The sequence below is a fragment of the Caenispirillum salinarum AK4 genome, from assembly GCF_000315795.1.
Classification (GTDB): Bacteria; Pseudomonadota; Alphaproteobacteria; order Rhodospirillales; family Rhodospirillaceae; genus Caenispirillum; species Caenispirillum salinarum.
Genome location: NZ_ANHY01000026.1, coordinates 24,643 through 48,438, shown reverse-complemented (window position 1 = coordinate 48,438; position 23,796 = coordinate 24,643). Strand labels below are relative to the sequence as shown.

Genomic DNA, 23,796 nt, shown 5'->3' with positions numbered 1-23,796 from the left:
GACGTCCTACGGCAGCAGCCGGGCCGCGCCGAAAGCGGCGAGGCCCGGCTCCGCCGCCAGCCCCAGGGCGATGGTGAGCACGCCGCCCGCCAGCACGGCACCCGCCGTCCACCGGCCGAGCACGGCTGGGCGGCGGGCGTCGTCGCCTTCAAAGACCATCGGGCCGACCACGCGCAGGTAATAGAACAGCGACGCCACCGTGTTCGCCACCGCCACGGCCGCCAGCCAAGCGTATCCGCCGTCGATGGTCGCAACGAACAGCACCAGCTTGCCGAAGAACCCGACCAGCGGCGGGATGCCGACAAGGCTGAGGAAGGCCAGGATCAGCACCGCCGCCGCCAGCGGCCGGGTGCGGGCGAGGCCGGCGTAGTCGGCGCGGTCGGTGCGGCCGCGCAGATGCGTCACCACCGCGAACGCCGCCAGGTTGCCCACCGCGTAGGCCGTCAGGAAGGCCAGCAGGGCGGACAGGGCGTCGCCGCTGAAAGACACCACCACCACGGCCATCAGCGCATATCCGCTTTGGGAGACGGACGACCAGCCGATCAGCCGGCGCACATCGTCCTGCCAGAGTGCGGCGAGGTTGCCGAGCGTCATGGTCGCGACCGACAGCACCGCCACCACCGGGCGGATCGCCAGGGCGTCGGGCGGGACCAGGCTCACCAGACGGGCCAGGGCGATGGCGGCGCCGATCTTGGGCACGACGGTCAGGAAGGCCGCCGCCGGGGCGGGCGCGCCTTCCGCCACGTCGGGCATCCAGGCGTGGGCGGGCACGGCGCCCAGCTTGAAGGACAGGCCGATCACCACCAGCGCCACGCCCAGAAGCAGAAGCGGCGAGGCAGCCCCCGGCGCGGCCAGGGCGGGCGCCAGGTCCGCGAAGCCGAAGCCGCCCAGCATCCCCGTCATCAGCGCCACGCCGATGAGCAGGATGACGTTGGCCAGCGCGCCGACCAGGAAGTATTTCATTCCTGCCTCGACGGACAGCCCCCAATCGCGGTGCCAGGCGGCCAGCGTGTAGCCGGTCACCGACGACAGCAGCACACCCATCACGAGTTCCAGCAGGTCCGCCGCCGCCGCCAGCACCAGGGCACCCAGGGCGGAGAACAGCAGGATGGCGTAGTACTCGCCGTGGCGCTTGTCCGTTGCCAGCCAGCGCGGGGTCAGCACCACGCAGAACGCCGTCGCCGCCAGGATCATGAGCCGCGCATAGATGCTCGCGCCGTCCAGTGCCCAGGTGCCGGAGAAGGTCAGGCGGTGGGCGCCGATCTGCCCCGCCGTCAGCGCGCCGGCGACCGCCAGCCCGGCCAGCGCGAGCACCGCGCCGATCCATTGCAGGCGGTGCGGCGTGAAGCTCGCCGTCAGCAGCACGGCGACGGCCGTCAGGATCAGCACGATCTCCGGCAGGATGTCGCCGACCGGCATGTCAGCCCGCTCCCACGATCACGGCGGAAGCGCTGTCGATCACCGTCAGCAGCCACGCCGGATAGACGCCGATCACCACCACCAGAACCAGCAGCACGGCCAGCACCGCGCCTTCCGTCCGGCCCAGGTCGGGCAGCTTGGACCAGCGGGGTGGCAGCGGGCCGAAGAACAGCTGCTGGAGCATGGTCAGGAACAGGGCGGCGGTAATCAGGATGCCGATCAGGCCGATCCCCGCCAGCCACGGGTAGATGGCAAAGGTGCCGGCGAAGATCTGGAACTCCGCCACGAACCCCGCCAGCCCCGGCAGCCCCAGGCTCGCAAAGGCCGCCAGCACGGTGGCGCCGGTCAGGCGCGGCGCGGTGGCGGCCAGGCCGCCGTAGGCGTCCAGGTCGTATGTCTCGCCCCGCTGCCAGAAGGCGCCGGCGATGAGGAACAGGGCCCCGGTGATCAGGCCGTGGGCGATCATCTCCACCACGGCACCCGTCAGGGCCAGTTCCCGCGCCGCCGCCTCGCCGCTCACCAGGGCGCCGGCGGCGGCGATGCCCAGCACCGTGTAGCCCATGTGATTGACCGAGGTATAGGCGATCCGCCGCTTCAGGTTGCCCTGCCCGAAGGCCACGATCGCCCCCCACAGGATGGAGATGACGGCCACGATCCCCAGCGGCAGGGCGTAGGCCGCGAAGGTTTCGGTCATCATGCTGAAGGGAATGCGCACCATGCCGTAGGTGCCCATCTTCAGCAGCACGCCCGCCAGGATGGCCGAGGCCGGCCCCGGCGCGTCCACGTGGGCGGACGGCAGCCAGGTGTGGAAGGGGAACAGCGGCGTCTTGATGGCGAACCCGACCAGGAAGCCCAGCAGGACGAGGCTTGCGTAGAGGCCGGTGCCGGTCAGCGGCTGCATGTCGATCAGCACGCGCATGTCGAAGGTCAGGCCCTGGGGCGAGGCCAGCACGAGGCCCAGGATCGCCAGCAGGAAGGCCAGCGAGCCGGCCAGCGTGTAGATGAAGAACTTCAGCGCCGCGCGTTCGGCCTCGCCATGGCCCCAGCGGCCGATCAGGAAGTACATGCCGACCAGCGACAGGTCGAAGAACACGTAGAACAGCAAAAGGTCCAGCACCAGGAACAGGCCCAGCGACACCCCTTCCAGGAACAGGAACCAGGCATAGTAGGCGCGCGGCCGCCCCCGCGTTTCCGCCGGCCAGGCGATGGAGCCGAGGAACAGAAGCGCGCTCATCAGTGCGAGCGCCAGCGACATGCCGTCGACGCCGACGCGCCACGCCACGTCCAGCGACGGCACCCATGGCACCTCCGCCACGGCCTGGAACTGCGGTGCGCCGGGGCCGGCGTCGAAGCCGATCCACACCGCCACCAGCAGCACCAGCGGCACGGCACTGACGGCGACGGCGAGCATCCGCGCGCCGCGCTCGTGCAGGCCGGTGGCGAAGGCGAGGATCAGGGCGCCCAGCAGGGGGCTGAGGATGGCGAGTGTCAGCATGTCAGCTCAGTGCGATGATGGTGACGATGACGAGAACCGCGCCGCCGGCCAGCAGCGCGTAGTAATGGTGGCTCATGCCCGTTTGCAGGCGCCGGGCGTCGGCGCCGCTGAAGGCGACGAGGCGCGCCGTGCCCTCCGGCAGCCCGTCGGAAACAGCCTCCCCGATGCGGTCACCGACGCCCGCCAGCCATTCCCCGAAGCGGGCGGTGGCGCGCACGCCGGCATCCACCACGCGACGGTCGCCCCGGCCGATGAAGCCAGCCAGCCAGCGGCCGAGGCGGGCGACGAGGCGGGGCAGGGCGTCGATCACGCGGTCGTCCACGGTTCCGGCGAAGGCCGACAGCCGCTCGAACGGGCGAGCGATGCCGTGGCGCAGCAGGGCGGGCAGGCCCAGCCATTCGGCGGCCTCCGCGGGGGCGCCGGTGGTGCCAGCCTTTGGATATCGCCGGGCGAGAACGGTGCCGACCAGCAGCCCGAGGCCGATGAGCAGGACGGAGACGACCACCTCCCACAGCGGGGCGTGGGGCGTGTCGGGGCGCAGGCCCGGCAGCCAGAGGACCGACAGGCCGAGTGTCAGGAGTGCCAGAGCCCCGGCGGCGGCGCGCTCCGTCCAGGGCTGTGGCGGGGCCTCCGGCGCCTCGCGCGAGCGGCCGTAGGCGAGCAGGTGGAAGCGGGCGGCGTAGGCGGCGCTCAAGCCCCCGGCGACCATCACCCCGCCCGCCAGCCAGGGGGAGAGATGCCCGGCGGCGGTCACCACGGCCTCCTTGGTGAAGGCCGCGCCCAGCGGCGGCACGCCGGCCAGGGCCAGCGCGCCCACGGCCGACAGCACCGCCATCACCGGCAGCACGCGGCCCATGCCCAGGCGGTGCAGCGCAAACGTTTCCGCCTGCTCCCCGGCCGACCCGGCGGCGAGGAACAGCAGTGCCTTGAAGGCGGCGTGGGCGATCAGGTGCAAAACGGCGACGGCGGGATATCCCGCGCCCACGGCCACGAACATCAACCCGTAGTGGGCGGAGGTGGAGGCGGCCAGCAGCTTCTTCGCGTGCGGCTGAAGACAGGCCACCACGCCGCCCGTCAGCGCCGTCGCCAAGCCGATGCCGATCACCGTCCCCGACCACCCGGCGGCGGCGGAAAGCTCCGGCTGAAGGCGGGCGAGCAGGTAGGCGCCGGCGGCGACCATGGTCGCGGCGTGCAGCAGGGCGGAGACCGATGTGGGACCGGCCATGGCGCGGAACAGCCAGGGCGCGAAGGGCACCTGCCCCGACTTGGCCGCCGCCGAGAGCAGCACGCCGAAGGCCGCCACATGCAGCAGCGGCCCCTCCAGGTCCGCCAGCCGGTCATAGCCGAAGCCGCCCGTCCCGGCGTACAGCGCCATGGCGGCGGCGAACAGGCCCAGGTCGCCGAAGCGGGTGACGACGAAGGCGTACAGGCCCGATCGCGGATTGTCCCGCACCCGCCAGTCATGGCCGATCAGGGCCCAGGAGCACGCGCCCACCAGTTCCCACCCGATCAAAAGCGTCAGCAGGTCGTCGGCGATGACCAGCAGTTCCATGCCGCCGACGAAGACCAGCAGCAGCCCGATCAGCTGCGACAGGCCCGGACGGTGCTCGTGCGCGCTGGCGTAGACCAGGATGGGCAACGCGATAACCGGCACCAGCAGCGCCACGGCGGCGGACAGCGGCGTCAGCGCGGCGGTGAGCCTCAGCGCCTCGTTCCACGGCAGCACGCCCGTCCACCCGCCGGACACCGCCGCCACGGCCAGCGCCAGTGTCGCGGCCATCGTTCCACCGCCGAGCAGCCCCAGGACCACACGCGACCGGCCCGCCCCGGCGAAGATCACGCCGGCGCCGATGAGCGCGGGGAGGAGGGCGAGGGTCCAGAGCATCAGTTCTTCAGCGTCTCCAGCGCCTCGGTCATGTCGGCCTGTTTCTTGCGGTAGACGGCGACCACCAGGGCGAAGCCGATGGCCATTTCCACCGCCATCACCGCCATGACGATGATGGCGAACAGCTGCCCTTCCGGCGCGCCGCCCAGGCCGAAGGACCAGAACCCGATGACCGCCAGCAGGACACCGTTCAGCATCAATTCCAGCCCCATCATCAGCATGACGAAGGACTGTTGCGACAGCGCGCCATAGAGGCCGATGCCCACCAGGGCGCTCGCGACGATCAGGACGGATGTCAGGGTCATGCCGGCTCCCTCGCCTTAGTGGTGGTGATGGTGATGACCGCCGCCGCCCTCTTCGGGCTCGCGGCCGGCGGGGTCGCCGCCGGGCTCCAGGCCGGGTGGACGGGAGCCCGTGTCGGCGTCGCCGTAGCGCCCGCGCCGGCTGGAGAGCACGACGGCGCCGATCATGGTGGCGAGCAGGGTCACCCCGGCCGTTTCGAACACCAGCATGGAGTCGCCCAGAAGCTCGATCCCCAGGTCGTGGACGACGGCACGGTCCGCCGGCACGGGGTCGGACGGGAGGTCGGTGAGCAGGATGGCGGCGGTCAGCCCCAGGAACGCCAGCACGCCGGCCCCGATGGCAAGTTTGTGCTGGTGGACCATCATCATGGGGTTCAGGCCGGCAGGGTTCATCATGAACATGACCATGAACAGGGCCATGACCATCATTTCCACGGCCATCATGAAGACGGTCGCAATGCCGATGTAGGGCGCGGCCAGCAGCAGCATGATGCCGGCGACGGACAGGAACGACAGAAGCAGCAGGAACGACGCGCGCACCATGCTGTCGGTGGCGAAGACGCGCCAGCCGCTCACCCCGGCGCACAGGGCCAGCAGCCAGAACAGGACGTCGGCGGCGGTCACGGCCATAGCAGCAACTCCACGCCCACAAGCACCAGAACCAGGAAGGACAGGGGCAGCAGCACCACCCAGACGGTGGTCAACATCCGCGAGGGCGGCAGCCGGGCGAGCATGTGGCCGGCCGCGATCACCGCCGCCATGACGGCGACGGTCTTCAGCACCAGCCATAGCGGTCCCGGCAGCACCGGCCCCAGGTAGCCGCCCAGGAAGGCGGTGGCCGCCATGGCGGAAAAGCTGACGAGCATCGCCAGACGCGCCACCCGCCACGCCAGGCGATGGGGGCCCGACGCCTCCGCCTTCGTACCGCCCGCCAGATCCTCGGCGTCGGCATAGTCGAACGGTCCGCGCAGGGTGAGCATCAGGCCGAGTATGAGGAACAGCGCCAGTCCCGGCGGCTGGCGCACCACGTTCCAGAGGCCCGCCTCCTGCGCGCGGACGATCTCCACCACCGACAGGCTCTCGGCGGGCAGGGCGGCGGCGATGAGGACGAACATGGACAGAAGCAGCACCGGCAGCCCGATGCCGACGTAGCGGTAGCCGCCGATGAGCGCCATGGGCGCGTTGGCCGACCAGCCGTGCAGGAAGACCACGATCACCGTCAGTGCCTCGCACGCCCCCCACAGCACGATGCCGGTGGAGATGTCGGTGACCACCACGCCGGGCGCGAAGGGCACCACGCTCAGGCCCACGGCGGCGAGCATCAGGTAGGCGACGGGCGCGAGCGGCCAGGTGATGGAATCGGGGCGCTCGGTCTCGACCTTCTGGCGCAGCAGCAGCGCCGCCGCGCGGCGTGCCGGTTCCTTCAGGGCTGCGCCCATCGGCCGTCCGGACGCAAGTGCCACGGCGGCGCGGTCCATGACCGCGGCAAGGGCGGTGCCGAGGATCAGCAAGGCGAACAGCGAGACGAAGGCGGCGACAGCCATCATCCGTGCGCCTCCCCGTGCCCATGATCGTGATCGTGGTGATGATGGTCGTGATGGTGTTCGTGTTTGTGTTCGCCTTGGTCGTCGTCCGGCTTCGGAACGGGCACAAGGCGGCGCAGGGCGGCATCGGGCAGGCTGTTGAGAACCAGCACAGCCTCGTGCCACTCCAGCCCCGGCAGCAGGTCGGTCAGCGGGCCGTCATCCTCGACGACCGGCCCGGCGCCGCCGCCGGCCTCGGCGCACCAGGCGCGCAGGCGACCGCGGACGTCGGTGCCGTCGATCATCCCCAGCCCCGGCGGGATGGCGGCGAAGGCGCCCCAGCGGGAGAGGGTTTGCGCGAGCCGCTCGCGCGGCCCGTCGTGAAGCACCCGTTCCGCCCGCGCCGGCAGGCCCAGAAGGCGCAGCATCCGTGCGACATGGCGCAAGGCGACCGCCGCGCCGCCCGATTCGTGCTGGGGATAGGGTGGGCGCAGTACCTTCGCCTGCTGAATGACGTCGCCCTGAAGAGTCAGGTCGAGCGTCAGCCCCGCCGGAAACTGCGGCAGAAAGGGGCCGAACGGCGCGGAATAGGCGTCCAGGGCCAGGCCGTCGCGCATGTCGTCGTCGGTCATGGGCATGGGGCGACCGTAGGGCACGCCGCCCATCATGCCTTCGCCGCCCTGGCCGAAGTCCCCCTTGCCGCGCCAGTCGTTGGGCGGGGCGTTCGGCAGCAGGTCGGGCTCCGACGGGCGGGCGCGGGTCATCAATGCACGATGCATGTCGGAAAGAAGCGGCAGTGGATCAACGGTGCCGTCCACCGCCTCGCCCTCGAACACCGCGTTCCCGCCCCAGGACACGGTCGCGCGGGGATGCGGAAGCTGGTCATGCAGGCGCTCAAGCTCCGGCCGGTCGTCATCGCGGATCGTTCCCACTACCAGCAGCAGCGCGGCGTGAAGCGGGCTCGCCACCAGGTCCACACGCGGATCGACCGCCAGCCGGTCCACCGCCCGCAGGCCGTCTTCCCCGACGGCGGCGAAGACGGGCACGGGCGCGCTGGCGGCCAGGCGATGCACCAGGGCCGTCACTGCCACTTGAAGATCCCCTCGCGCCAGCCGTAGAGGATGCCGATGGACAGAATGGCGAGGAACATCCCCATCTCCACCATCGCCTTCATGCCCTCCTCGACGAAGACGACGGCCCAGGGGTACATGAACATCATCTCCATCTCGAAGGCGATGAAGAGCAGCGTCATGGAGTAGTAGCGCGCATGATAGCGCTGCCACGCATGGGTGCGCGGCGCGGACCCACCCAGGAAGGGCGTCTTTTGCGGCTCGGTCAGCGCGCTGGCGGACCGCCCCATGAGCAGGAGCGGCGCCACCAGGGCGCCCGCGCCCAGCGCGGCAATCAGGATCGCAAGAAGGTCCGTCATGGTCCTTTGCCGACAACCGTTGCAGGAACGTCACGTACCGGGCAAACGCGGGGCATGATGGTGCCGTTCCTCCGGCTGCTGCCGGGTGGCGGTGCAGCGGCGGACCAAGGGGTTACTCGCCGGGACTGAGGGCGGGAGCGTGGACGTCGGCAAGGCGGGCGGCGACGCGGTCCTGCGTCAGCCCGGCGTCGAACCACAGGGCGATGTCGCGGTACAGGCACTCCAGCGCCTCGGCCTCCCATTCAGGCAGGCGGCGGGCCATGTCGTCCAGCCGGCGGGCGACGGCGGGCGCGGCGTCGCGGCCCAGGCCGGCGACGTAGCCGGCCAGAAAGTCCGACAGGTGCGCGTGCATCGTCGTCGTCATGCGGGTACCCCTCCTTCTCTTCCTCTCCGGTCTCGTCCAGCGTTCTGCTTTCCTGGATCGGGCGCTCAGGATGGCTCCGCAAACGTTAAGCAGGTCTTGAAACGGCAAGGCGCAGGAGGGGTAACGCGTGCGCCTTTCGTCCAATCGCGGCTTAGGACCTCGGTGCCAGGACAAGGTCGGCGACGACGGGATAATGATCCGACCCGATGGCCGGGCCGCGCCCGAAGCGCTCCGCCGTCAGCGGCCCGCGCAGCAGGACGTGGTCGATGGGGATGCGGCCGGGCGGCATCCAGCGGGGCCAGGTCGCGTGCCAGCCGTGGCCGTGGGCGGCGGGGCGCAGTCCTGTGGCGTCCAGCAGGGCCGCGGCATGGGGCGACCAAAGCGTGGTATTGAAATCGCCGGCGACGATCAGCGGATCGTCCAGCCCCGACGCCGTCTGGGCGATCTGCCGGAGTTGCTGGTTGCGGGCCCGGCTGCCGTCGCCGTCGAAGGGCGCCGGCGAGGTGGGGTGCACGCCAATCACCGACACCGCCCGCTCCCCCACCGTCAGCCGCGTCACCAGGTACGGCGTCTTGCCGGCGGTGCGGCGTGCCACCCTGTCATACCAGATGGGGTGACGGCTGAAGATCAGTGCCGGCGCCCCATTGCGCCAGCCGTCCGGTGCGGCGTGCGGATACAGCCCGCCGATCTCCTCCAGCGCCTGGGTCCAGCGCGGGCCGACGGCGTCCACCAGGATCACCACGTCGGCATCGGAGCGCGCGACGAAGTCGGCCACGGCATCGGGCGTGCGGTTGGCGTTGAGGACGTTGGCGGCCACAACCCGCAGGCGCTCGCCGGGGGGAGCCTCGGGCGTCGGTGCCGTCCACAGGTCCTTGATGACCCAGCCGTGCAGGATGGCGACAGTCAGCAGGATGGCCGCGGCTGGCCACGCGCGCAGCAGCAGGGCGGCGACCAGCAGCACCGCCGCCGCCGCCACATACTGCAGTCGGAAGTGGGTCAGAAGGTCGAACGGCCACCACAGGCGGGCGTTCAGGACGGCCACCGTGACCAGGGCCATAAGCGCGGCGGCCAGCGTGACGGCGATCTTCAGGATGAGCGGCCTCCTCTGACTGTTCCGCCAGGAAAACGGGCGGCCGGCGGCGGCGTTGCCACCGGCGGGTTCCCTCCGGGGCGCGGCTGTAGGACACTGACGTCCTGTCCACCGGCCCGAGCCCGAGGGAGGCGCCCGTGACCCAGGCCTCTGCGACGCATCGCTCCACCCGCTACGTCTTCCACGACCTGAAGACGCTGCTCGCCCGGGCCAGCCCGCCGCGATCGGGCGACGTGCTGGCTGGCGTGGCGGCGGACAGTGACGAGGAACGGGTGGCGGCCCGCATGGCGCTGGCCGACGTGCCGCTGGCGCGCTTCCTGGACGAGGCGCTGGTGCCTTACGAGGACGACGAGGTGACGCGCCTGATCCTCGATCTGCACGATGCGGATTCCTTCCAGCCCGTGCGGTCCATGACCGTCGGCGCCTTCCGCGACTGGCTCCTGTGCGACGCCGCCACACCCGAGGCCCTGGCGGCCCTGCGCCCCGGCCTGACGCCCGAGATGGCGGCGGCGGTCAGCAAGCTGATGCGCAACCAGGATTTGATCGCGGTGGCGCGCAAGTGCCGGGTGACAACGGCCTTCCGCTCCACCATCGGCCTGCCGGGGCGGCTGTCGGTGCGGCTGCAGCCCAACCACCCGACCGACGACCCCGCCGGCATCGCCGCAAGCATACTGGACGGGCTGATGTACGGCTGCGGCGATGCGGTCATCGGCATCAACCCGGCCACCGACAGCCCGGCGGCGATGGTGCGGCTGCTGGAGCTGGTGGACGGCATCCGCGAGCGCTACGCCATTCCCACGCAATCGTGCGTGCTGGCGCATGTGACGACGGCGCTGGCGGTGATGGAGCGCGGCGCGCCGGTGGATCTGGTGTTCCAGTCCATCGCCGGCAGCGAGGCCGCCAACGACAGCTTCGGCATTTCCCTGTCCCTGCTGGCCGAGGCGCGCGAGGCGGCGCTGGCGCAGAAGCGCGGCACGGTCGGCGACAATGTCATGTACTTCGAGACGGGACAGGGCGCGGCGCTCTCGGCCGACGCCCACCACGGTGTGGATCAGCAGACCATGGAAGCGCGTGCCTATGCCGTCGCACGGGCGTTCCGGCCACTTCTGACGAACACGGTTGTCGGCTTCATCGGGCCGGAATACCTTTTCGACGGCAAGCAGATCATCCGCGCCGGACTGGAGGACCACTTCTGCGGCAAGCTGCTGGGCGTGCCCATGGGCGTCGACGTCTGCTATACGAACCACGCCGAGGCCGACCAGGACGACATGGACACCCTGCTGACCCTGCTGGGCGTGGCGGGATGTTCGTTCATCATGGGGGTGCCGGGGGGCGACGACATCATGCTCAGTTACCAGAGCACCAGCTTCCACGACGCGCTTTATGTCCGGGCCGCCCTGGGGCTGAAGCCGGCACCGGAGTTCGAGGCGTGGCTGCACGGCATGGAGATCATGGATGCCGGCGGCCGGGTGCGGCCCTCGCTCTCTGCCGGAAGTGGCGCCGGGCGCATGATCGGCCACATGGCGCCCACCGCACCCGAGGACGGTGGAGGTGCGGCATGAGCAATCCCGATCCCTGGCACGTCCTGCGCCGCCACACCGCCGCCCGCATCGCGCTCGGCCGGGCGGGCGACGGCCTGCCGACGGCCGAACTTCTGCGTTTCCAGATGGCCCACGCCCGTGCGCGCGACGCCGTTTACATGGCGTTCGACGCGGCCGGCGTGGCGGCCGCCGTGCGCGAGGCCGTGCCGGACCTGACGGTGATGCAGGCTGCCTCCGCCGCGCCCGACCGCGCCGCCTACCTCCAGCGCCCCGACCTGGGCCGGCGCCTGGCTGAGGGGGAGGAGGCACGGCTGCGCGAGGCGGCGGGGGAGGGGCCGTTCGACGCGGTCTTCATCATCGGCGACGGCCTGTCGGCTCGTGCCGTTCATTCGCATGCCGCCGCCACTCTGGCCGCCGCCGTGGCGGGGCTGAAGGGATGGACGCTCGCGCCGGTGGTGGTGGCGCGGCAGGCGCGCGTCGCGCTCGGCGATCCGGTGGCGGAGGCGCTGGGAGCGGCGTGTTCGGTGATGCTCATCGGCGAGCGACCGGGTCTCTCGGCGTCCGACAGCCTGGGCGCCTACCTGACCTGGGCGCCGCGTGCCGGTCGCCGCGACGCCGACCGCAACTGCGTTTCCAACATCCGGCCGGAAGGGCTCGATCCGGCGCGCGCAGGCGCCAAGATCGCCTGGCTGATGGGGCAGGCGCGGGCACTGGGTGTCAGCGGCGTGGCGCTGAAGGACGACGCGCCCGAGGCCGTGACGGAAGGGGCACCGCCTGCCACCCTGGAGGGACGGGCGGGCCGGACGTCGTAACCACCCTGCCCGGGTTCAGTTGCGGTGGCGGCGCGCCGTACCATCGCGGGACGCCGCATGGCCGATCCTGCACGGCCGGCGTGCCATGGATCCTCCAGCCGCAGGGAGAACCGCTGCCGCATGCCGTGCCCGCCGTTTCCGCGCCGCGCCCGCTTCGGCGGGGTCATCGCCCTTCTTCTGGCGCCGCTGCTGGCCGTCGGCGGATCGACCGCCGCTGCGGCCGCCGAGCCCGAACTGACCTTCCTGGCCGTCGAGGCGCCCGAAACCGACCTGGAAAAGCGCTCCATCCGCACCACGCCGCGCGTCCTGCGCCGCGACGGCGAGGGCGAGACCATCGGCTACCGCGTGCTTGCCCGCAGCGGCCAGGAGGTGGGGACCGGCACCTTCGGCGTCCTTCACGACCAGCGCGGCACGGCCCTCTACGACGGCGCCGAGCCGCGCGTCTCCGACGAGGTCGGGTTCACCTCGCTGCTGCACCGCGGGAGGCGGTGGTTCGCCTTGACGCAGTTCGGCGATCTGCCCGGCGCCCTTTATCTGTCGGAACTGGTGCAGGGGCGCGACGGCACGCTCATCGCCATGCAGACCGCGCCGGTGGACACCGCGCCCATCGGCGGCCTTTGGCGGCCCATGGAAGGCGGCATGACGCCCTGGGACACCCACTTGGCTGCCGAGGGCGCCCCGCCCGACGCGCGGCTGGTGGACGAGGCGCAGGACATGGCGGCGCTCGAGGACGCTGCCGCCATGGCGTCCTGGTTCGGCCGCTCGGCGCGGGGTGGCGACCGGGCGGCGCTGGAGGCCTTCCGCCAGACGGTGGACCCCTATCGCTACGGCCACATCATCGAGGCCGACGTGGACCACCGGGGCCGGCCGACGGTGCATCGCCGGTTTGCCCTGGGCCGGACGGCGCCGGAAGACGTGCTTGCCATGCCCGACGGCCGCACGGTCTACATCACCGACCGGGCGGACGGCGGCGGCTTGTTCATGTTCATCGCCGACGAGATGGCCGACCTGTCGGCCGGGCACCTGTATGCGGCGCGCTGGCGCCAGACGGCCAGCGTCGCGGGCGGGGCCGCCGACGTGGAATGGATCGACCTGGGCCACGCCCGCGAGGTGGACATCGCCCGCCTGCTCGATCGCGGGGTGACCTTCACCGACCTGTTCGACCGGCGCGAGGCTCTGGACGGACACTGCCCCGACGGCTTCACGGGACTGGAAACCGCCGCCGGTCCCGAGTGCCTGGCCGTGAAGCCGGGCATGGAGATGGCGGCGTCGCGCCTGGAAACCCGCCGCTATGCCGCCATGCTGGGCGCCACCACCGAGTTCGTCCGCTCCGGCGGCCTCGCGCTTGATCCCGCGCGCAAGCGGGTGTTCCTGGCCGTGGGTGCGGTGGCCGGGCCGATGACCGAGCCGGGCGGAACCGCCGGACCCGGAACCGACCATATCGCGCTGCCGGCCAACCCCTGCGGCACCATCTATGCCATGCAGCTGGGGACGGTGGCGGGCATTGCGTCCGACCGGGTGGCGACGCGGGCCAGCGCGGTGGTGGCGGGCGTGCCGGTCGAGGATGCCGGCGCCGATGCGGTCGACCGCAACGACTGCGCCCTGAACGGCATCGCCAACCCGCGCGGGCTCGCGTTCCTCGGTGACGACGACACCCTCATCCTGGCCGAGGATACCGCCCGGGGGCACCAGAACGACGCCCTCTGGGCCTGGGATGCGGCCACCGGGTCGCTGAGCCGGCTCCAGACGACGCCGTATGGCGCTGCGGTCTCGGGCGTGGCGTGGTTTCCGCACATGGGGGACTGGGGATACCTGTTCAGCTCCGTCGCCCATCCCTACGGCGACAGCAGCACCGAGAAGGCCTTGACCCCAGCGGCCCGGCGCGGCTACCTGGGCTACATCGGCCCCTTCCGCGAGCGCCTGTTCAATTGACCTTTCTGCTCGAACATGCACGTCCGGCGCGTGTCGCGCTGATCGCGTGCCTGGATCATGCAACAGCCGATTTCTGCGAATGATTTGCGTTTTCGCGCAACAATTTCGTCAACGCGACGCCATGTAACATTCACGGGAAATCCCTGCCGCCGGCTCTACATTGACGCCGAAATCTCGTGCTTTCTCATCACCATCAATGCAGCGGAAGGGTTCCATGACCGAGCACACCGCCTCTCAGTTCGTCGAGGTCGTGAACGACGACGACGACGTTCCCGCCCACGCTCCGGCCGTGCCCACCATGGGTGACCTGGTGGCCGCGCGCGTCAGCCGCCGCGCCACGCTGAAGGGCCTGTCGGTGGCCGCCGCCATGGCCACCGTCGGCGGCGCCGTCACCGCCGGTGCCAGCCGCGAGGCGCTGGCCGCCTCGGCCTCGACCCTGACCTTCAAGGAACTGCCGCACGGCTACGACGAGTACATGCACGTCGCCGACGGCTACAACGCCGGAGTCCTGATCCGCTGGGGCGATGCGGTGACCGCCGGCGCCCCGGACTTCGACGTCAACAACCTGACGGCGGACGCGCAGAAGACGCAGTTCGGCTACAACAACGACTACATCGGCTTCTTCCCGCTGCCGCAGGGATCGAACAACTCGACCCACGGCCTGCTGGCCATCAACCACGAATACACCGACCGTCACATGATGTTCGACGGCATCGGCGAGGACGACCTGGCCAAGCAGACCAAGGAGATGGTCGACGTCGAGATGGCGGCCCACGGCCACACCGTCATCGAGGTCAAGAAGGACGGCGACACCTGGACCGTCGTGCCGGGCAGCCAGTACGCCCGCCGCATCACGGCGCTGGACACGCCCATGGAACTGACCGGCCCCGCCGCCGGTCACGACCGCCTGAAGACCAGCGCCGACTCGACCGGCCGCAAGGTCATCGGCACCCTGAACAACTGCGCCGGCGGCGAGACGCCCTGGGGCACCGTGCTGTTCGCCGAGGAGAACTTCCACGGCTACTTCAAGGGCACCCTTGAGAACCACCCGGAGAAGCGCAACTACGAGCGCTACGGCATCAAGGACGCCAGCCGCTACGCCTGGGCCGACCACCACGACCGCTTCGACCTGAACAAGGAGCCGAACGAAGCCAACCGCTTCGGCTGGATGGTCGAGTACGACCCCTATGACCCGAACTCCGTGCCCAAGAAGCGCACCGCGCTCGGCCGCTTCAAGCACGAGGGGGCGACCACCATCGTCAACCCGGACGGCCGCCTGATTGTCTACACCGGCGACGACCAGCGCTTCGACTACGTCTACAAGTACGTCTCCAACGGCACCGTCGACACCGAAGACCGCGCCGCCAACGGCGACCTGCTGGACGACGGCGTGCTGTACGTCGGCAAGTTCGACGCCGACGGCACCCTGATGTGGATGCCGCTGGTCCATGGCGAAGGCCCGCTGACCGCCGAGAACGGCTTCAACAGCCAGGCCGACGTGCTGATCGAGACGCGCCGCGCCGCCGATCTGCTGGGCGCCACCCCCATGGACCGCCCGGAAGACGTGGAGCCGAACCCGGCGACGTCGACCGTGTTCATGATGCTCACCAACAACACCAAGCGGAAGGACGAGCAGACGGACGCCGCCAACCCGCGCGCCGCCAACAAGCACGGCCACGTCATCGAGATGATCCCGCCGGGCGGCACCCCGGCCGTCCGCGACCATGCCTCGCAGGAGTTTACCTGGGACATCTTCCTGATGGCCGGCAACCCCGCCAACCCCGAGGACGGCGCGCAGTACGCTTCGGGCGTCACCGAGAACGGCTGGCTGTCCTGCCCCGACAACGTCGCCTTCGACAAGAAGGGCCGCATCTGGATCACCACCGACGGCGCGCCCAAGTCCGGCCTGGCCGACGGCGTGTGGGCGGCCGACGTGGAAGGCCACGGCCGCGCCCTGACCCGCCACTTCTTCCGCACCCCGCGCGGTGCCGAGATGTGCGGCCCCTGCTTCACGCCCGACGACACCACCCTGTTCGTCGCCGTGCAGCACCCGGGCGACGAGAGTGGTTCGTCCTTCGCCAACCCCGTGACCCGCTGGCCGGACTTCACCCCCGGCATGCCCCCGCGCCCCAGCGTGGTGGCGATCACCAAGAAGGGCGGTGGGGTCATCGGCTCCTGACCCTGTCCGGGGGACTTGAGGGGGAGGGGCGACGGCGGCTTAGGGCGCCGTCGCCCCGGAACGAGGAAGGGCGGCCCCGGGGGAGGGGCCGCCCTTCTGTCGTTCACGACGCCGAGGGGGGATGGTGGATGCGGAGGGGCCGGCGGGTGAACGGTCCGTGTGTCTTGAAAGGGGGCTGGTCAGCTCAGCGGCCGGAACCAGTCCTTGCCCGACCCGCAGTAGGGGCACAGCCAGTCGTGCGGCAGGTCGGCAAACGAGGTGCCCGCCGCGATGGGACGGCCGCCACCGTTGATGTTGTCGCCATCGCCCCGCGCCGGGTCGTAGACGTAGGGATCACAGTCGGGGTTGGTACAGACGTACTTCCCGGCCGCCCGGGCATGGGCGGAGTCGCCGGCCGGTCCGCCCGCCGCCGCGACCGCGCGCCCCGTCCGCGTGAACGGCAGGACGGAGACGGCCAGCGCCCCGAGCGCGACGTTCAACACGGCGAACAGGCGCCGACGCGAGATTTCCGCAAGCATGAGGCGACTGTCGGCGGTCATGACCGATGCTCTGTTCCTGTGCACCAACGCCCGTAGTTTCGCGCCAGACGGGTGCGGAACGGAAGTGACAGAGTCGTGACCACGGCGTGTCATGGGTGGTAGGCGCGCCCGGATGAAGGGCGTAGCGAAGGCCCCGACCAAGGCAGCGTGGCGCGGCGGCGGCGCTTGCGTGTTAAGCGCTTGCGCAGGCGTGGGGGACGCTCTAGGTTGCCTCCGGCATGGGCCCGCTTGGCGGAATTGGTAGACGCAGCGGACTTAAAATCCGTTGACCGTTCAGGTCGTGCCGGTTCAAGTCCGGCAGCGGGCACCAGCAGCTTCCCGAGGCGAGAAAAGACAGCGACCGCCCCTTGCGAGGCGACCGGTATCAGGTTTGGCCGCAACGGCGGTCAGGCGGCCTCGTCGCAGATGTCCCATTCGTCGGACTTTTCATGCGTGGCGCCATCCTTCAGCCGAACGCGCTCAAGGACAAGGCGGGGAAGCGCCGCGCCCTCTTCCAGGCAAACGATCCGCATGCGCAGGAACTCGCCGGGCTTGAGCGTGACGGCAGGCACTCGCGGATGCAGGATACCGGCGACGACATCGCGTATCTGCTTGTCGGTGAAGCTGCCCTGTCCGCCGTGGTTTTCCCAGCGGCTTAGCGAGGCGTTATCGCAATCAAGCTCCGTCGCGAACTGCTTGCCGGTCATGCCGCACGCCTTCCGCAGGAACCGGATTTCCGGGCCCCGCAGGGCGATGGGCAGCAGGACGCGCGCAATGGCGATGGCGGCCTCCAGGTCCTCGGTATCCGGGATTTCGACGCCTTCAAACCCGCACTCGGGGCAGGAATGTTCAACGACGGCATTCTTGATGGTGACGGGGATGCCGAACGCATCGTCGTCATACGACGCCAACACCTTCTCGGTGGCGTTATCAGCGCCGCAGGCGATGCAGGTAGCCATGGCTCCCTCCTAGCTCCTCTTATCAAGGTCGATGGTGGTTACAACGATGAGGGTGCACGGCGGGTTGATCCGAACGCAAATACGCAGGTTGCGTCCATCCAGATCTTTTCCCTCGGCACTCAGGACCTCACCGGGATGACTGAAACGTTTGTCCGTAACCGTGCAGGACCTCAGAACGGTCCGTACATCAGAGTCCGTAATGTTTCGCTCCGGCATGCGGATTTTGCGCGCGTGCGTCGTGAAGATGAGGCGGACATTCCGATCCTGCATCAGTTTGCGAATTTCAGCGCTTTCGGTTTCGAACAACGTTTCAGCGCTCCGACCATGAGGAACTATATGGGGAAGTTTGATCCAAGATCAAACACAAAATTGAGTTGACGCCCGATCAGCCGAAAGGTGTATCCCGCCTGCGACTCACGCGGACCGATCGGAAAGATACGTCTTTCGATCTCTAACTGCAATCGATGCATGTTTTGCAATCGTGCAACCCGTTGAGCGAGTTTTTTCATCCGGGTCGCGGATTGATCGCTTAGAAAAGGCAGGTCAAGCGGAAGGCGGCACGCAAAAACGGCGCGAACCTCTCGATTCGCGCCGTCGACCGCTGGAGAAATTTGTGGCGAGCCCTACTCCGCCGCCGTCCGCTGGCCGTCCTCGTCGGCTTCGATGGGGCGGCCGTAGGTCTTGAACTTCTCCAGCACGCGGTCCATCTCCGCCGCGTCCAGAAGGGGCGGGTTGGGCTCCACCTGGAGAATGCGCCAGTACTGTTCCGCCAGTTCCTCCAGTTCCACCGCCAGCTTCAGGGCCTTCTGCCAGGTTTCGCCGGTCACGATCATGCCGTGGTGGGCGAGCAGGCAGGCGCGGCGGCCCTCCAGCGCCTCCAGCGCGTGGTCCGAAAGCCCCTGCGTGCCGAAGGTGGCATAGGGCGCGCACCGCACGTCATGGCCGCCCGCCGCCGCCACCATGTAGTGGAAGGACGGGATGCCACGGCCCAGGCAGGCCAGCGTCGTGCAGAAGGGGGCGTGGGTGTGGATGACGCAGCCCACATCCTCGCGCGCGGCCAGGATGTCGCGGTGGAAGCGCCATTCGCTGGACGGCGCGCGCTCGCCGCGGAAGCGGCCGTCCATCTCCATCATCACCGTGTCGGCGGGCTTCATGGCGTGGGGCTCCACCCCCGACGGCGTGACCAGGAAGCTGTCGTCGTCCACACGGATGGACGCGTTGCCCGCCGTCCCCCGGTTCAGGCCCTTGCGGACCAGGGCCGTCGACAGGTCCACCAACTGGTTGCGCAGCGCGAGAATGGTCACGCGTCTTCCCCCTGTATCAGTCTGTTGTTCTTTTCAATCACTCGGCGGCCGCATTGCCGGCGACGTCGGGGAACAGGCTCTTGAGGCCTTCCTCCGTCGCCCGACAGACGCCGCGCTCGGTCACCAGCGCGGTCACGTAGCGCGCCGGCGTGACGTCGAAGCCCCAATTGCCGCACGGGCTGCCCTCGGGCGTGATGGTCACCGACACGACCTCGCCGCTTTCGGTGCGGCCGGTGATGACGGAAACCTCCTCGCCCGACCGTTCCTCGATGGGAATGTCCTTCAGGCCGTCCTTGATGGACCAGTCGATGGTGGGGCTGGGCAGCGCGACGTAGAACGGCACGCCGTTGTCGTGCGCCGCCAGCGCCTTGAGGTAGGTGCCGATCTTGTTGCAGACGTCGCCCGCCGCCGTGGTGCGGTCGGTGCCGACGATGCACAGGTCCACCATGCCGTGCTGCATGAGGTGGCCGCCCACATTGTCGACGATGACGGTGTGGGGTACGCCGTGCTGGTTCAGCTCCCACGCCGTCAGGCTCGCACCCTGGCTGCGGGGGCGGGTTTCGTCCACCCACACATGCACGGGCAGCCCGGCGTCGTGCGCCTTGTAGATGGGGGCGAGCGCCGTACCCCAGTCCACGGTGGCCAGCCAGCCGGCGTTGCAGTGGGTCAGCGCGTTCAACGTGCCGGTCTTGCCCTTCTTCTCCCAGGCTTCGCCGAACAGGTCGAGCCCGTGGTCGCCGATGGCCTCGTTGATGGCGACGTCCTCGTCGCAGAGTTCCGCCGCGCGCAGCCAGGCGGCGTTCTCGCGCTGGCTGGGCGACAGGGGGCTGAGGACGCGCTTCATGTCGGCCAGTGCCCAGCGCAGGTTCACCGCCGTCGGGCGGGTGGCGTAGAGCTGATCGTGGGCGGCGGTCAACGCCTCGTCCGATGAATCGGCGCGCATGGCCAGCGCCATGCCGTAGGCCGCCGTCGCCCCGATAAGCGGCGCCCCGCGCACCAGCATGTCCTTGATGGCGCGGGCGGCGTCGTCCAGGGTTTCCAGCCGCGTCGTCACGAAGGCGTGCGGCAGTTTGGTCTGGTCGATGATCTCCACGCCTGCGCCGTCCTCTGCACGCCAGATGGTGCGGGTGGGGGTGCCGTTGACCTTCATGGGGCGGTTCTCTCCGGTTGAGGGGCGGGTCAGCCCTTGAGCGCACGGCCGGCGACGGCGTCCAGCCGGTCCAGCAGGCCCTCGTCGCGCATGTCGGGGGCGGTGATGATGGCGTTGTCCAGCGCCGTGTGGCACCCCTTGCCGCAGGGTTCCGCCCGGTCGGCCAGCTTGGGCGCGACGGCGCGGACCAGGGCGCGGGCCTTGTCGGCGTTCTCCAGCAGCACCTTGATGACGGCCTCCACGGTGACGTGGTCGTGGTCGGGATGCCAGCAGTCGTAGTCGGTCACCATGGCGACGGTCGCGTAGCACATCTCCGCCTCGCGGGCGAGCTTGGCCTCGGGCATGTTGGTCATGCCGATGACGTCGCAGCCCCACTGCCGGTACAGCTCGCTCTCGGCCTTGGTGGAGAACTGCGGCCCTTCCATCACCAGGTAGGTGCCGCCGATGTGGTGGGGAATGCCGCTTTCCGCAAGCGCTTCCTTGCAGGCCTCGCCGACGCGCCCGCAGACGGGGTGCGCCATGGAGACATGGGCGACGCAGCCGGTGCCGAAGAAGCTTTTCTGGCGGGCGAAGGTGCGGTCGATGAACTGGTCGACGACGACGAAGGTGCCCGGCGGCAGCTCCTCCTTCAGCGAACCGACGGCGGAGACCGACAGGATTTCGGTCACGCCGGCGCGCTTCATGGCGTCGATGTTGGCGCGGTAGTTCAGTTCGGTCGGCGGGCGCGGGTGGCCGCGGCCGTGGCGGGGCAGGAACACCAGCGGCTGGCCCTCCAGTTCCCCGAACAGCAGTTGGTCGGACGGCTCGCCCCAGGGTGTCTCGACCGTCTCCCACCGGGTGTTGGTCAGGCCGTCGATGTCGTAGACGCCGCTGCCGCCGATGATGCCGAAAACCGGCTTGGAATGACCGTCCGCCATGCCCTGTGCTCCTGTCCGCCTGCTGTACCATGATCGCGGGCCGCGCGAGAAGACGCGGCCGGCCGTGGACCCAAGTTGTAGCGGCAGGGGCGGGGCTTGAAAAGGGAAAGGCCGCCGACCCTGGGCAGGGTCGGCGGCCTTCGTATCCCCAGTGCCCGGCTGAGACGGGCTGCATCGGGTCGGCTTAGTGCTCGACGTCCGACCAGATGCGGCGCTTCAGGGCATAGAGCATGGCCGTCAGCACGATCAGGAACAGCATCACCTTGATGCCCAGCGACTTGCGCTCTTCCAGCTCGGGCTCGGCGGCCCACTGCAGGAAGCCGGTGATGTCATGGGCCATCTGCTCGGCCGTCGCCTCGGTCCCGTCGGCGTATTCCACCATGCCCTCATAGAGCTGCGGCGGCATGCCGATGGCGTGACCGGGGAAGTACTCGTTGTAGTACTGCGTGGCGCCCAGTTCGAAGCCCTCGGGGGCTTCGTCCTTGTAGCCCAGCATCAGGTGGTAGATGTAGTCCGCGCCGGCCGGACGGGCCTTGGCCATCAGCGACAGGTCCGGCGGCAGCGCGCCGCCATTGGCGAAGCGGGCCGCTTCCTCGTTCGGGAACGGGGAGACGAACCGGTCCGCCGGCAGGGCCGGGCGCATGAACATTTCGCCGGTGTCGTCGGGGCCGTCCTCGACCTCGCGCTGGGCGGCGATGTTCTTCACCTGGTCCTCGGAGAAGCCGATTTCCTGCAGGTTGCGGTAGGCGACCAGCGACAGGCCGTGGCAGGACGAGCAGATCTCGTTGTAGATCTGGAAGCCGCGCTGCAACTGAGCCTTGTCGTAGTAGCCGAACAGCCCTTCCCAGGTCCAGCTCTCGTCGGGCACTTCGATGGCGCCCGCCGCGTTGGCGCCGGTGGTGGCGGCCAGGGACAAACCCACGGCCGCCGCGGCGGTCAGGATGAACTTACGCATCAGGCCTTCTCCTGCGCGGGAGCGTTTGCGGGAACGGGCCCGTGGCCGCCCTTCGACTTCTTCGACACTGCGGCCGAGATGGACTCGGGCAACGGTTTGGGCTTCTCGAACCAGCCGATCAGCGGCAGCAGAACGATCAGGTGCAGGAAGTAGTAGGCCGTGGCGAACTGGCCGATCAGGACGTAGGGCTCTTCCGCGGGCATGGCGCCGATGTAGCCCAGCAGGATGCAGTCGGCGAAGAACAGCCAGAAGAACCACTTGTAGATCGGGCGGAACACGGCCGACCGGACCTTGGAGGTGTCCAGCCAGGGCAGGGCCGCCAGCACCAGGATGGAGGCGAACATCAGCAGCACGCCGCCCAGCTTGTCCGGCACCGCACGCAGGATCGCGTAGAACGGCAGGAAGTACCACTCGGGCACGATGTGCGCCGGGGTCACCAGCGGATCGGCCGGGATGTAGTTGTCCGGGTGGCCCATGTAGTTCGGGGCCCAGAACACGAAGTAGGCGAAGAAGATCAGGAAGACGCCCAGGCCGAACAGGTCCTTCACCGTGTAGTACGGGTGGAAGGGAATGGCGTCGTTCGGGCCCTTCATGTCGATACCCAGCGGGTTGTTCGACTTGGCTTCGTGCAGCGCCCAGATGTGCAGGATCACCACGCCGACGATGGCGAACGGCAGGACGAAGTGCAGGGCGAAGAAGCGGTTCAGGGTCGGGTTGTCGACCGAGAAACCACCCCACAGCAGCGTCACGATGTCGTCACCGACGATGGGGAAGGCCGAGAACAGGTTGGTGATCACCGTGGCGCCCCAGAAGGACATCTGGCCCCAAGGCAGCACGTAGCCCATGAACGCGGTGGCCATCATCAGCAGCAGGATGACCAGGCCCATCCACCACAGCACCTCGCGCGGCGGCTTGTAGGAGCCGTAGTACAGGCCGCGGAAGATGTGGATGTAGACGACGATGAAGAAGAACGACGCGCCGTTCATGTGGATGTAGCGCAGCAGCCAGCCATAGTTCACGTCGCGCATGATGCGCTCGACGGAATTGAAGGCGTAGTCCGTGTGCGCCGTGTAGTTCATCGCCAGGAACAGGCCCGAGATGATCATGATGACCAGCACGATGCCCGCCAGCGAGCCGAAGTTCCACATGTAGGACAGGTTCTTCGGCGCCGGATACTTGGTGCCCAGCGAGTGGTCCAGGAAGGACACGACGGGCAGTCGCGCCTCGAACCACTTGAGGGCCCGGTTGTTGGTGTTGAGTTCGCTCATCTCTGGCAGCCCCTTAGCCGATGACGATCCGCTGGTCCTCGATGAACTCATAGCCCGGGACGGGCAGGTTCAGCGGAGCAGGACCCTTGCGGATGCGTCCGGAGGTATCGTAGTGCGACCCGTGGCAGGGGCAGAACCAGCCGCCCCACTCACCCTTCGGCTCACCCGGCTTCTGGCCCAGGGGGACGCACCCAAGGTGCGTGCAGATGCCGACGGCGACCAGCCATTCAGGTTTCTGCACGCGTTCTTCATCGGTCTGGGGATCGCGCAGTTCCGAGACGTCGACGGCGTTCGCCATCTCGATCTCTTCGGCGGTACGATGCCGCACGAAAACCGGTTTACCGCGCCAGGTGACGGTGATCGCCTGGCCTTCCTCGATCGGCGACAGGTCCACTTCCGTGGACGCCAGCGCCAGAACGTCGGCCGCCGGGTTCATGCTGTGAATGAAGGGCCACGCGGCGAGCGCGGCGCCGACGGCGCCGACCGCCGTGGTGGCGTACAGCAGGAAGTCGCGACGGCTCTCGCCCTCGGAGGACCCATGAGCGGTATGTGCCGTGTCAGCCATGCTCAGTTACCCTCTCAAAGCGCACTGGGGGGCACGCATTCGTCGTCTGTTGAAGGCCCGTTGCGGGGAAACGAACCAGGTTCTCAAATCTGCGCGGCCTCACATCGCCCGAACCGGCCCCATGCGATAGGCCCCCGACCGCGCGAAAAGGGGGGTCCGGTTGCGATCGCGGTATAATCGAAAAGCCGC

Annotated in this window: 23 protein-coding genes and 1 tRNA gene; 5 read left to right on the top strand and 19 right to left on the bottom strand. The window is 69.3% G+C overall.

Annotated features, from left to right (window positions below):
- Nucleotides 1-6: 6 nt before the first annotated feature.
- The 10 genes from C882_RS20785 to C882_RS20740 all read right to left on the bottom strand — a co-directional run bounded on the left by C882_RS20785 (nt 7) and on the right by C882_RS20740 (nt 9,474).
- Entirely contained in the window at nt 7-1,419 is a 1,413-nt protein-coding gene (locus C882_RS20785) for an NADH-quinone oxidoreductase subunit N (protein WP_009542659.1), read from the bottom strand.
- Between the two features lies 1 nt (nt 1,420).
- Nucleotides 1,421-2,914, bottom strand: a complete 1,494-nt coding sequence (locus C882_RS20780; RefSeq protein ID WP_009542658.1) for a complex I subunit 4 family protein — start codon at nt 2,912-2,914, stop codon at nt 1,421-1,423.
- A 1-nt stretch (nt 2,915) separates the two neighbouring features.
- Nucleotides 2,916-4,799, bottom strand: coding sequence for an NADH-quinone oxidoreductase subunit 5 family protein (locus tag C882_RS20775; protein WP_009542657.1), 1,884 nt, complete (start codon nt 4,797-4,799; stop codon nt 2,916-2,918).
- The gene (nuoK, locus tag C882_RS20770; protein ID WP_009542656.1) at nt 4,799-5,104 is read right to left on the bottom strand and encodes an NADH-quinone oxidoreductase subunit NuoK; all 306 of its coding nucleotides are present in this window, start codon (nt 5,102-5,104) and stop codon (nt 4,799-4,801) included. The genes C882_RS20775 and nuoK overlap by 1 nt, the downstream gene beginning before the upstream one ends.
- A gap of 15 nt (nt 5,105-5,119) precedes the next feature.
- Nucleotides 5,120-5,731 (bottom strand): NADH-quinone oxidoreductase subunit J family protein, encoded by a 612-nt coding sequence (locus C882_RS20765; RefSeq protein WP_009542655.1) that lies wholly within the window; start codon nt 5,729-5,731, stop codon nt 5,120-5,122.
- The gene (locus C882_RS20760; protein WP_009542654.1) at nt 5,722-6,648 is read right to left on the bottom strand and encodes an NADH-quinone oxidoreductase subunit H; all 927 of its coding nucleotides are present in this window, start codon (nt 6,646-6,648) and stop codon (nt 5,722-5,724) included. The genes C882_RS20765 and C882_RS20760 overlap by 10 nt, the downstream gene beginning before the upstream one ends.
- Nucleotides 6,645-7,715 carry a hypothetical protein gene (locus C882_RS20755; RefSeq protein ID WP_152415445.1) on the bottom strand — a complete coding sequence of 357 codons (1,071 nt, stop codon included), beginning with the start codon at nt 7,713-7,715 and terminating at the stop codon, nt 6,645-6,647. The genes C882_RS20760 and C882_RS20755 overlap by 4 nt, the downstream gene beginning before the upstream one ends.
- The gene (locus C882_RS20750; RefSeq protein ID WP_009542652.1) at nt 7,706-8,053 is read right to left on the bottom strand and encodes an NADH-quinone oxidoreductase subunit A; all 348 of its coding nucleotides are present in this window, start codon (nt 8,051-8,053) and stop codon (nt 7,706-7,708) included. Before C882_RS20750 ends, C882_RS20755 begins: the two co-directional genes overlap by 10 nt.
- A gap of 112 nt (nt 8,054-8,165) precedes the next feature.
- Nucleotides 8,166-8,417 (bottom strand): hypothetical protein, encoded by a 252-nt coding sequence (locus tag C882_RS20745; protein ID WP_009542651.1) that lies wholly within the window; start codon nt 8,415-8,417, stop codon nt 8,166-8,168.
- A 151-nt stretch (nt 8,418-8,568) separates the two neighbouring features.
- On the bottom strand, nt 8,569-9,474 hold the full coding sequence (locus C882_RS20740; protein ID WP_009542650.1) for an endonuclease/exonuclease/phosphatase family protein: 906 nt from the start codon (nt 9,472-9,474) through the stop codon (nt 8,569-8,571).
- Between the two features lie 170 nt (nt 9,475-9,644).
- On the opposite strand from C882_RS20740, the gene C882_RS20735 reads away from it, so the two are divergent.
- From C882_RS20735 to C882_RS20720, 4 genes are all read left to right on the top strand, one after another.
- Nucleotides 9,645-11,069, top strand: a complete 1,425-nt coding sequence (locus C882_RS20735; protein WP_009542648.1) for an ethanolamine ammonia-lyase subunit EutB — start codon at nt 9,645-9,647, stop codon at nt 11,067-11,069.
- Complete coding sequence (gene eutC / locus C882_RS20730; protein WP_009542647.1) at nt 11,066-11,860, top strand: ethanolamine ammonia-lyase subunit EutC; 795 nt, start codon at nt 11,066-11,068, stop codon at nt 11,858-11,860. The genes C882_RS20735 and eutC overlap by 4 nt, the downstream gene beginning before the upstream one ends.
- Before the next feature lie 120 nt (nt 11,861-11,980).
- Nucleotides 11,981-13,792 (top strand): alkaline phosphatase PhoX, encoded by a 1,812-nt coding sequence (locus tag C882_RS20725; RefSeq protein WP_009542646.1) that lies wholly within the window; start codon nt 11,981-11,983, stop codon nt 13,790-13,792.
- Nucleotides 13,793-14,006: 214 nt separating this feature from the next.
- Nucleotides 14,007-15,971 (top strand): PhoX family protein, encoded by a 1,965-nt coding sequence (locus tag C882_RS20720; protein WP_009542645.1) that lies wholly within the window; start codon nt 14,007-14,009, stop codon nt 15,969-15,971.
- A gap of 179 nt (nt 15,972-16,150) precedes the next feature.
- Here the strand turns inward: C882_RS20720 and C882_RS24220 are convergent, their stop codons facing one another.
- Nucleotides 16,151-16,510: a rubredoxin gene (locus tag C882_RS24220; RefSeq protein ID WP_009542644.1), complete on the bottom strand. Its 360-nt coding sequence runs from the start codon at nt 16,508-16,510 to the stop codon at nt 16,151-16,153.
- Nucleotides 16,511-16,732: 222 nt separating this feature from the next.
- On the opposite strand from C882_RS24220, the gene C882_RS20710 reads away from it, so the two are divergent.
- Nucleotides 16,733-16,820 (top strand) — tRNA-Leu (locus tag C882_RS20710).
- A 76-nt stretch (nt 16,821-16,896) separates the two neighbouring features.
- On the opposite strand, the gene C882_RS20705 is transcribed toward C882_RS20710, so the two are convergent.
- The 8 genes from C882_RS20705 to petA all read right to left on the bottom strand — a co-directional run bounded on the left by C882_RS20705 (nt 16,897) and on the right by petA (nt 23,607).
- Nucleotides 16,897-17,448, bottom strand: a complete 552-nt coding sequence (locus C882_RS20705; protein WP_009542643.1) for a transcriptional regulator — start codon at nt 17,446-17,448, stop codon at nt 16,897-16,899.
- 9 nt (nt 17,449-17,457) lie between these two features.
- Complete coding sequence (locus tag C882_RS25850) at nt 17,458-17,718, bottom strand: DUF4258 domain-containing protein (protein WP_083876093.1); 261 nt, start codon at nt 17,716-17,718, stop codon at nt 17,458-17,460.
- A 353-nt stretch (nt 17,719-18,071) separates the two neighbouring features.
- The gene (locus C882_RS20700) at nt 18,072-18,752 is read right to left on the bottom strand and encodes a class II aldolase/adducin family protein (protein WP_009542642.1); all 681 of its coding nucleotides are present in this window, start codon (nt 18,750-18,752) and stop codon (nt 18,072-18,074) included.
- A 37-nt stretch (nt 18,753-18,789) separates the two neighbouring features.
- Nucleotides 18,790-19,902, bottom strand: coding sequence for an S-methyl-5-thioribose-1-phosphate isomerase (gene mtnA / locus C882_RS20695; protein ID WP_009542641.1), 1,113 nt, complete (start codon nt 19,900-19,902; stop codon nt 18,790-18,792).
- Between the two features lie 29 nt (nt 19,903-19,931).
- Nucleotides 19,932-20,819, bottom strand: a complete 888-nt coding sequence (locus tag C882_RS20690; protein WP_009542640.1) for an S-methyl-5'-thioadenosine phosphorylase — start codon at nt 20,817-20,819, stop codon at nt 19,932-19,934.
- 184 nt (nt 20,820-21,003) lie between these two features.
- Nucleotides 21,004-21,774 (bottom strand): cytochrome c1, encoded by a 771-nt coding sequence (locus tag C882_RS20685; RefSeq protein ID WP_009542639.1) that lies wholly within the window; start codon nt 21,772-21,774, stop codon nt 21,004-21,006.
- Nucleotides 21,774-23,042: a cytochrome b gene (locus tag C882_RS20680; protein WP_009542638.1), complete on the bottom strand. Its 1,269-nt coding sequence runs from the start codon at nt 23,040-23,042 to the stop codon at nt 21,774-21,776. The genes C882_RS20685 and C882_RS20680 overlap by 1 nt, the downstream gene beginning before the upstream one ends.
- 13 nt (nt 23,043-23,055) lie before the next feature.
- On the bottom strand, nt 23,056-23,607 hold the full coding sequence (petA, locus tag C882_RS20675) for a ubiquinol-cytochrome c reductase iron-sulfur subunit (protein WP_009542637.1): 552 nt from the start codon (nt 23,605-23,607) through the stop codon (nt 23,056-23,058).
- Between the last annotated feature and the right edge of the window lie 189 nt (nt 23,608-23,796).

Bases quoted from the DNA above. Each gene is read 5' to 3' on its own strand.
- C882_RS20785 (WP_009542659.1), bottom strand. From the start codon at position 1,419: ATGCCGGTCGGCGACATCCTGCCGGAGATCGTGCTGATCCTGACGGCC.
- C882_RS20780 (WP_009542658.1), bottom strand. From the start codon at position 2,914: ATGCTGACACTCGCCATCCTCAGCCCCCTGCTGGGCGCCCTGATCCTC.
- C882_RS20775 (WP_009542657.1), bottom strand. From the start codon at position 4,799: ATGCTCTGGACCCTCGCCCTCCTCCCCGCGCTCATCGGCGCCGGCGTG.
- nuoK (WP_009542656.1), bottom strand. From the start codon at position 5,104: ATGACCCTGACATCCGTCCTGATCGTCGCGAGCGCCCTGGTGGGCATC.
- C882_RS20765 (WP_009542655.1), bottom strand. From the start codon at position 5,731: ATGGCCGTGACCGCCGCCGACGTCCTGTTCTGGCTGCTGGCCCTGTGC.
- C882_RS20760 (WP_009542654.1), bottom strand. From the start codon at position 6,648: ATGATGGCTGTCGCCGCCTTCGTCTCGCTGTTCGCCTTGCTGATCCTC.
- C882_RS20750 (WP_009542652.1), bottom strand. From the start codon at position 8,053: ATGACGGACCTTCTTGCGATCCTGATTGCCGCGCTGGGCGCGGGCGCC.
- C882_RS20745 (WP_009542651.1), bottom strand. From the start codon at position 8,417: ATGACGACGACGATGCACGCGCACCTGTCGGACTTTCTGGCCGGCTAC.
- C882_RS20740 (WP_009542650.1), bottom strand. From the start codon at position 9,474: ATGGCCCTGGTCACGGTGGCCGTCCTGAACGCCCGCCTGTGGTGGCCG.
- eutC (WP_009542647.1), top strand. From the start codon at position 11,066: ATGAGCAATCCCGATCCCTGGCACGTCCTGCGCCGCCACACCGCCGCC.
- C882_RS20725 (WP_009542646.1), top strand. From the start codon at position 11,981: ATGCCGTGCCCGCCGTTTCCGCGCCGCGCCCGCTTCGGCGGGGTCATC.
- C882_RS20720 (WP_009542645.1), top strand. From the start codon at position 14,007: ATGACCGAGCACACCGCCTCTCAGTTCGTCGAGGTCGTGAACGACGAC.
- C882_RS24220 (WP_009542644.1), bottom strand. From the start codon at position 16,510: ATGACCGCCGACAGTCGCCTCATGCTTGCGGAAATCTCGCGTCGGCGC.
- C882_RS20705 (WP_009542643.1), bottom strand. From the start codon at position 17,448: ATGGCTACCTGCATCGCCTGCGGCGCTGATAACGCCACCGAGAAGGTG.
- C882_RS25850 (WP_083876093.1), bottom strand. From the start codon at position 17,718: ATGCAGGATCGGAATGTCCGCCTCATCTTCACGACGCACGCGCGCAAA.
- mtnA (WP_009542641.1), bottom strand. From the start codon at position 19,902: ATGAAGGTCAACGGCACCCCCACCCGCACCATCTGGCGTGCAGAGGAC.
- C882_RS20690 (WP_009542640.1), bottom strand. From the start codon at position 20,819: ATGGCGGACGGTCATTCCAAGCCGGTTTTCGGCATCATCGGCGGCAGC.
- C882_RS20685 (WP_009542639.1), bottom strand. From the start codon at position 21,774: ATGCGTAAGTTCATCCTGACCGCCGCGGCGGCCGTGGGTTTGTCCCTG.
- C882_RS20680 (WP_009542638.1), bottom strand. From the start codon at position 23,042: ATGAGCGAACTCAACACCAACAACCGGGCCCTCAAGTGGTTCGAGGCG.
- petA (WP_009542637.1), bottom strand. From the start codon at position 23,607: ATGGCTGACACGGCACATACCGCTCATGGGTCCTCCGAGGGCGAGAGC.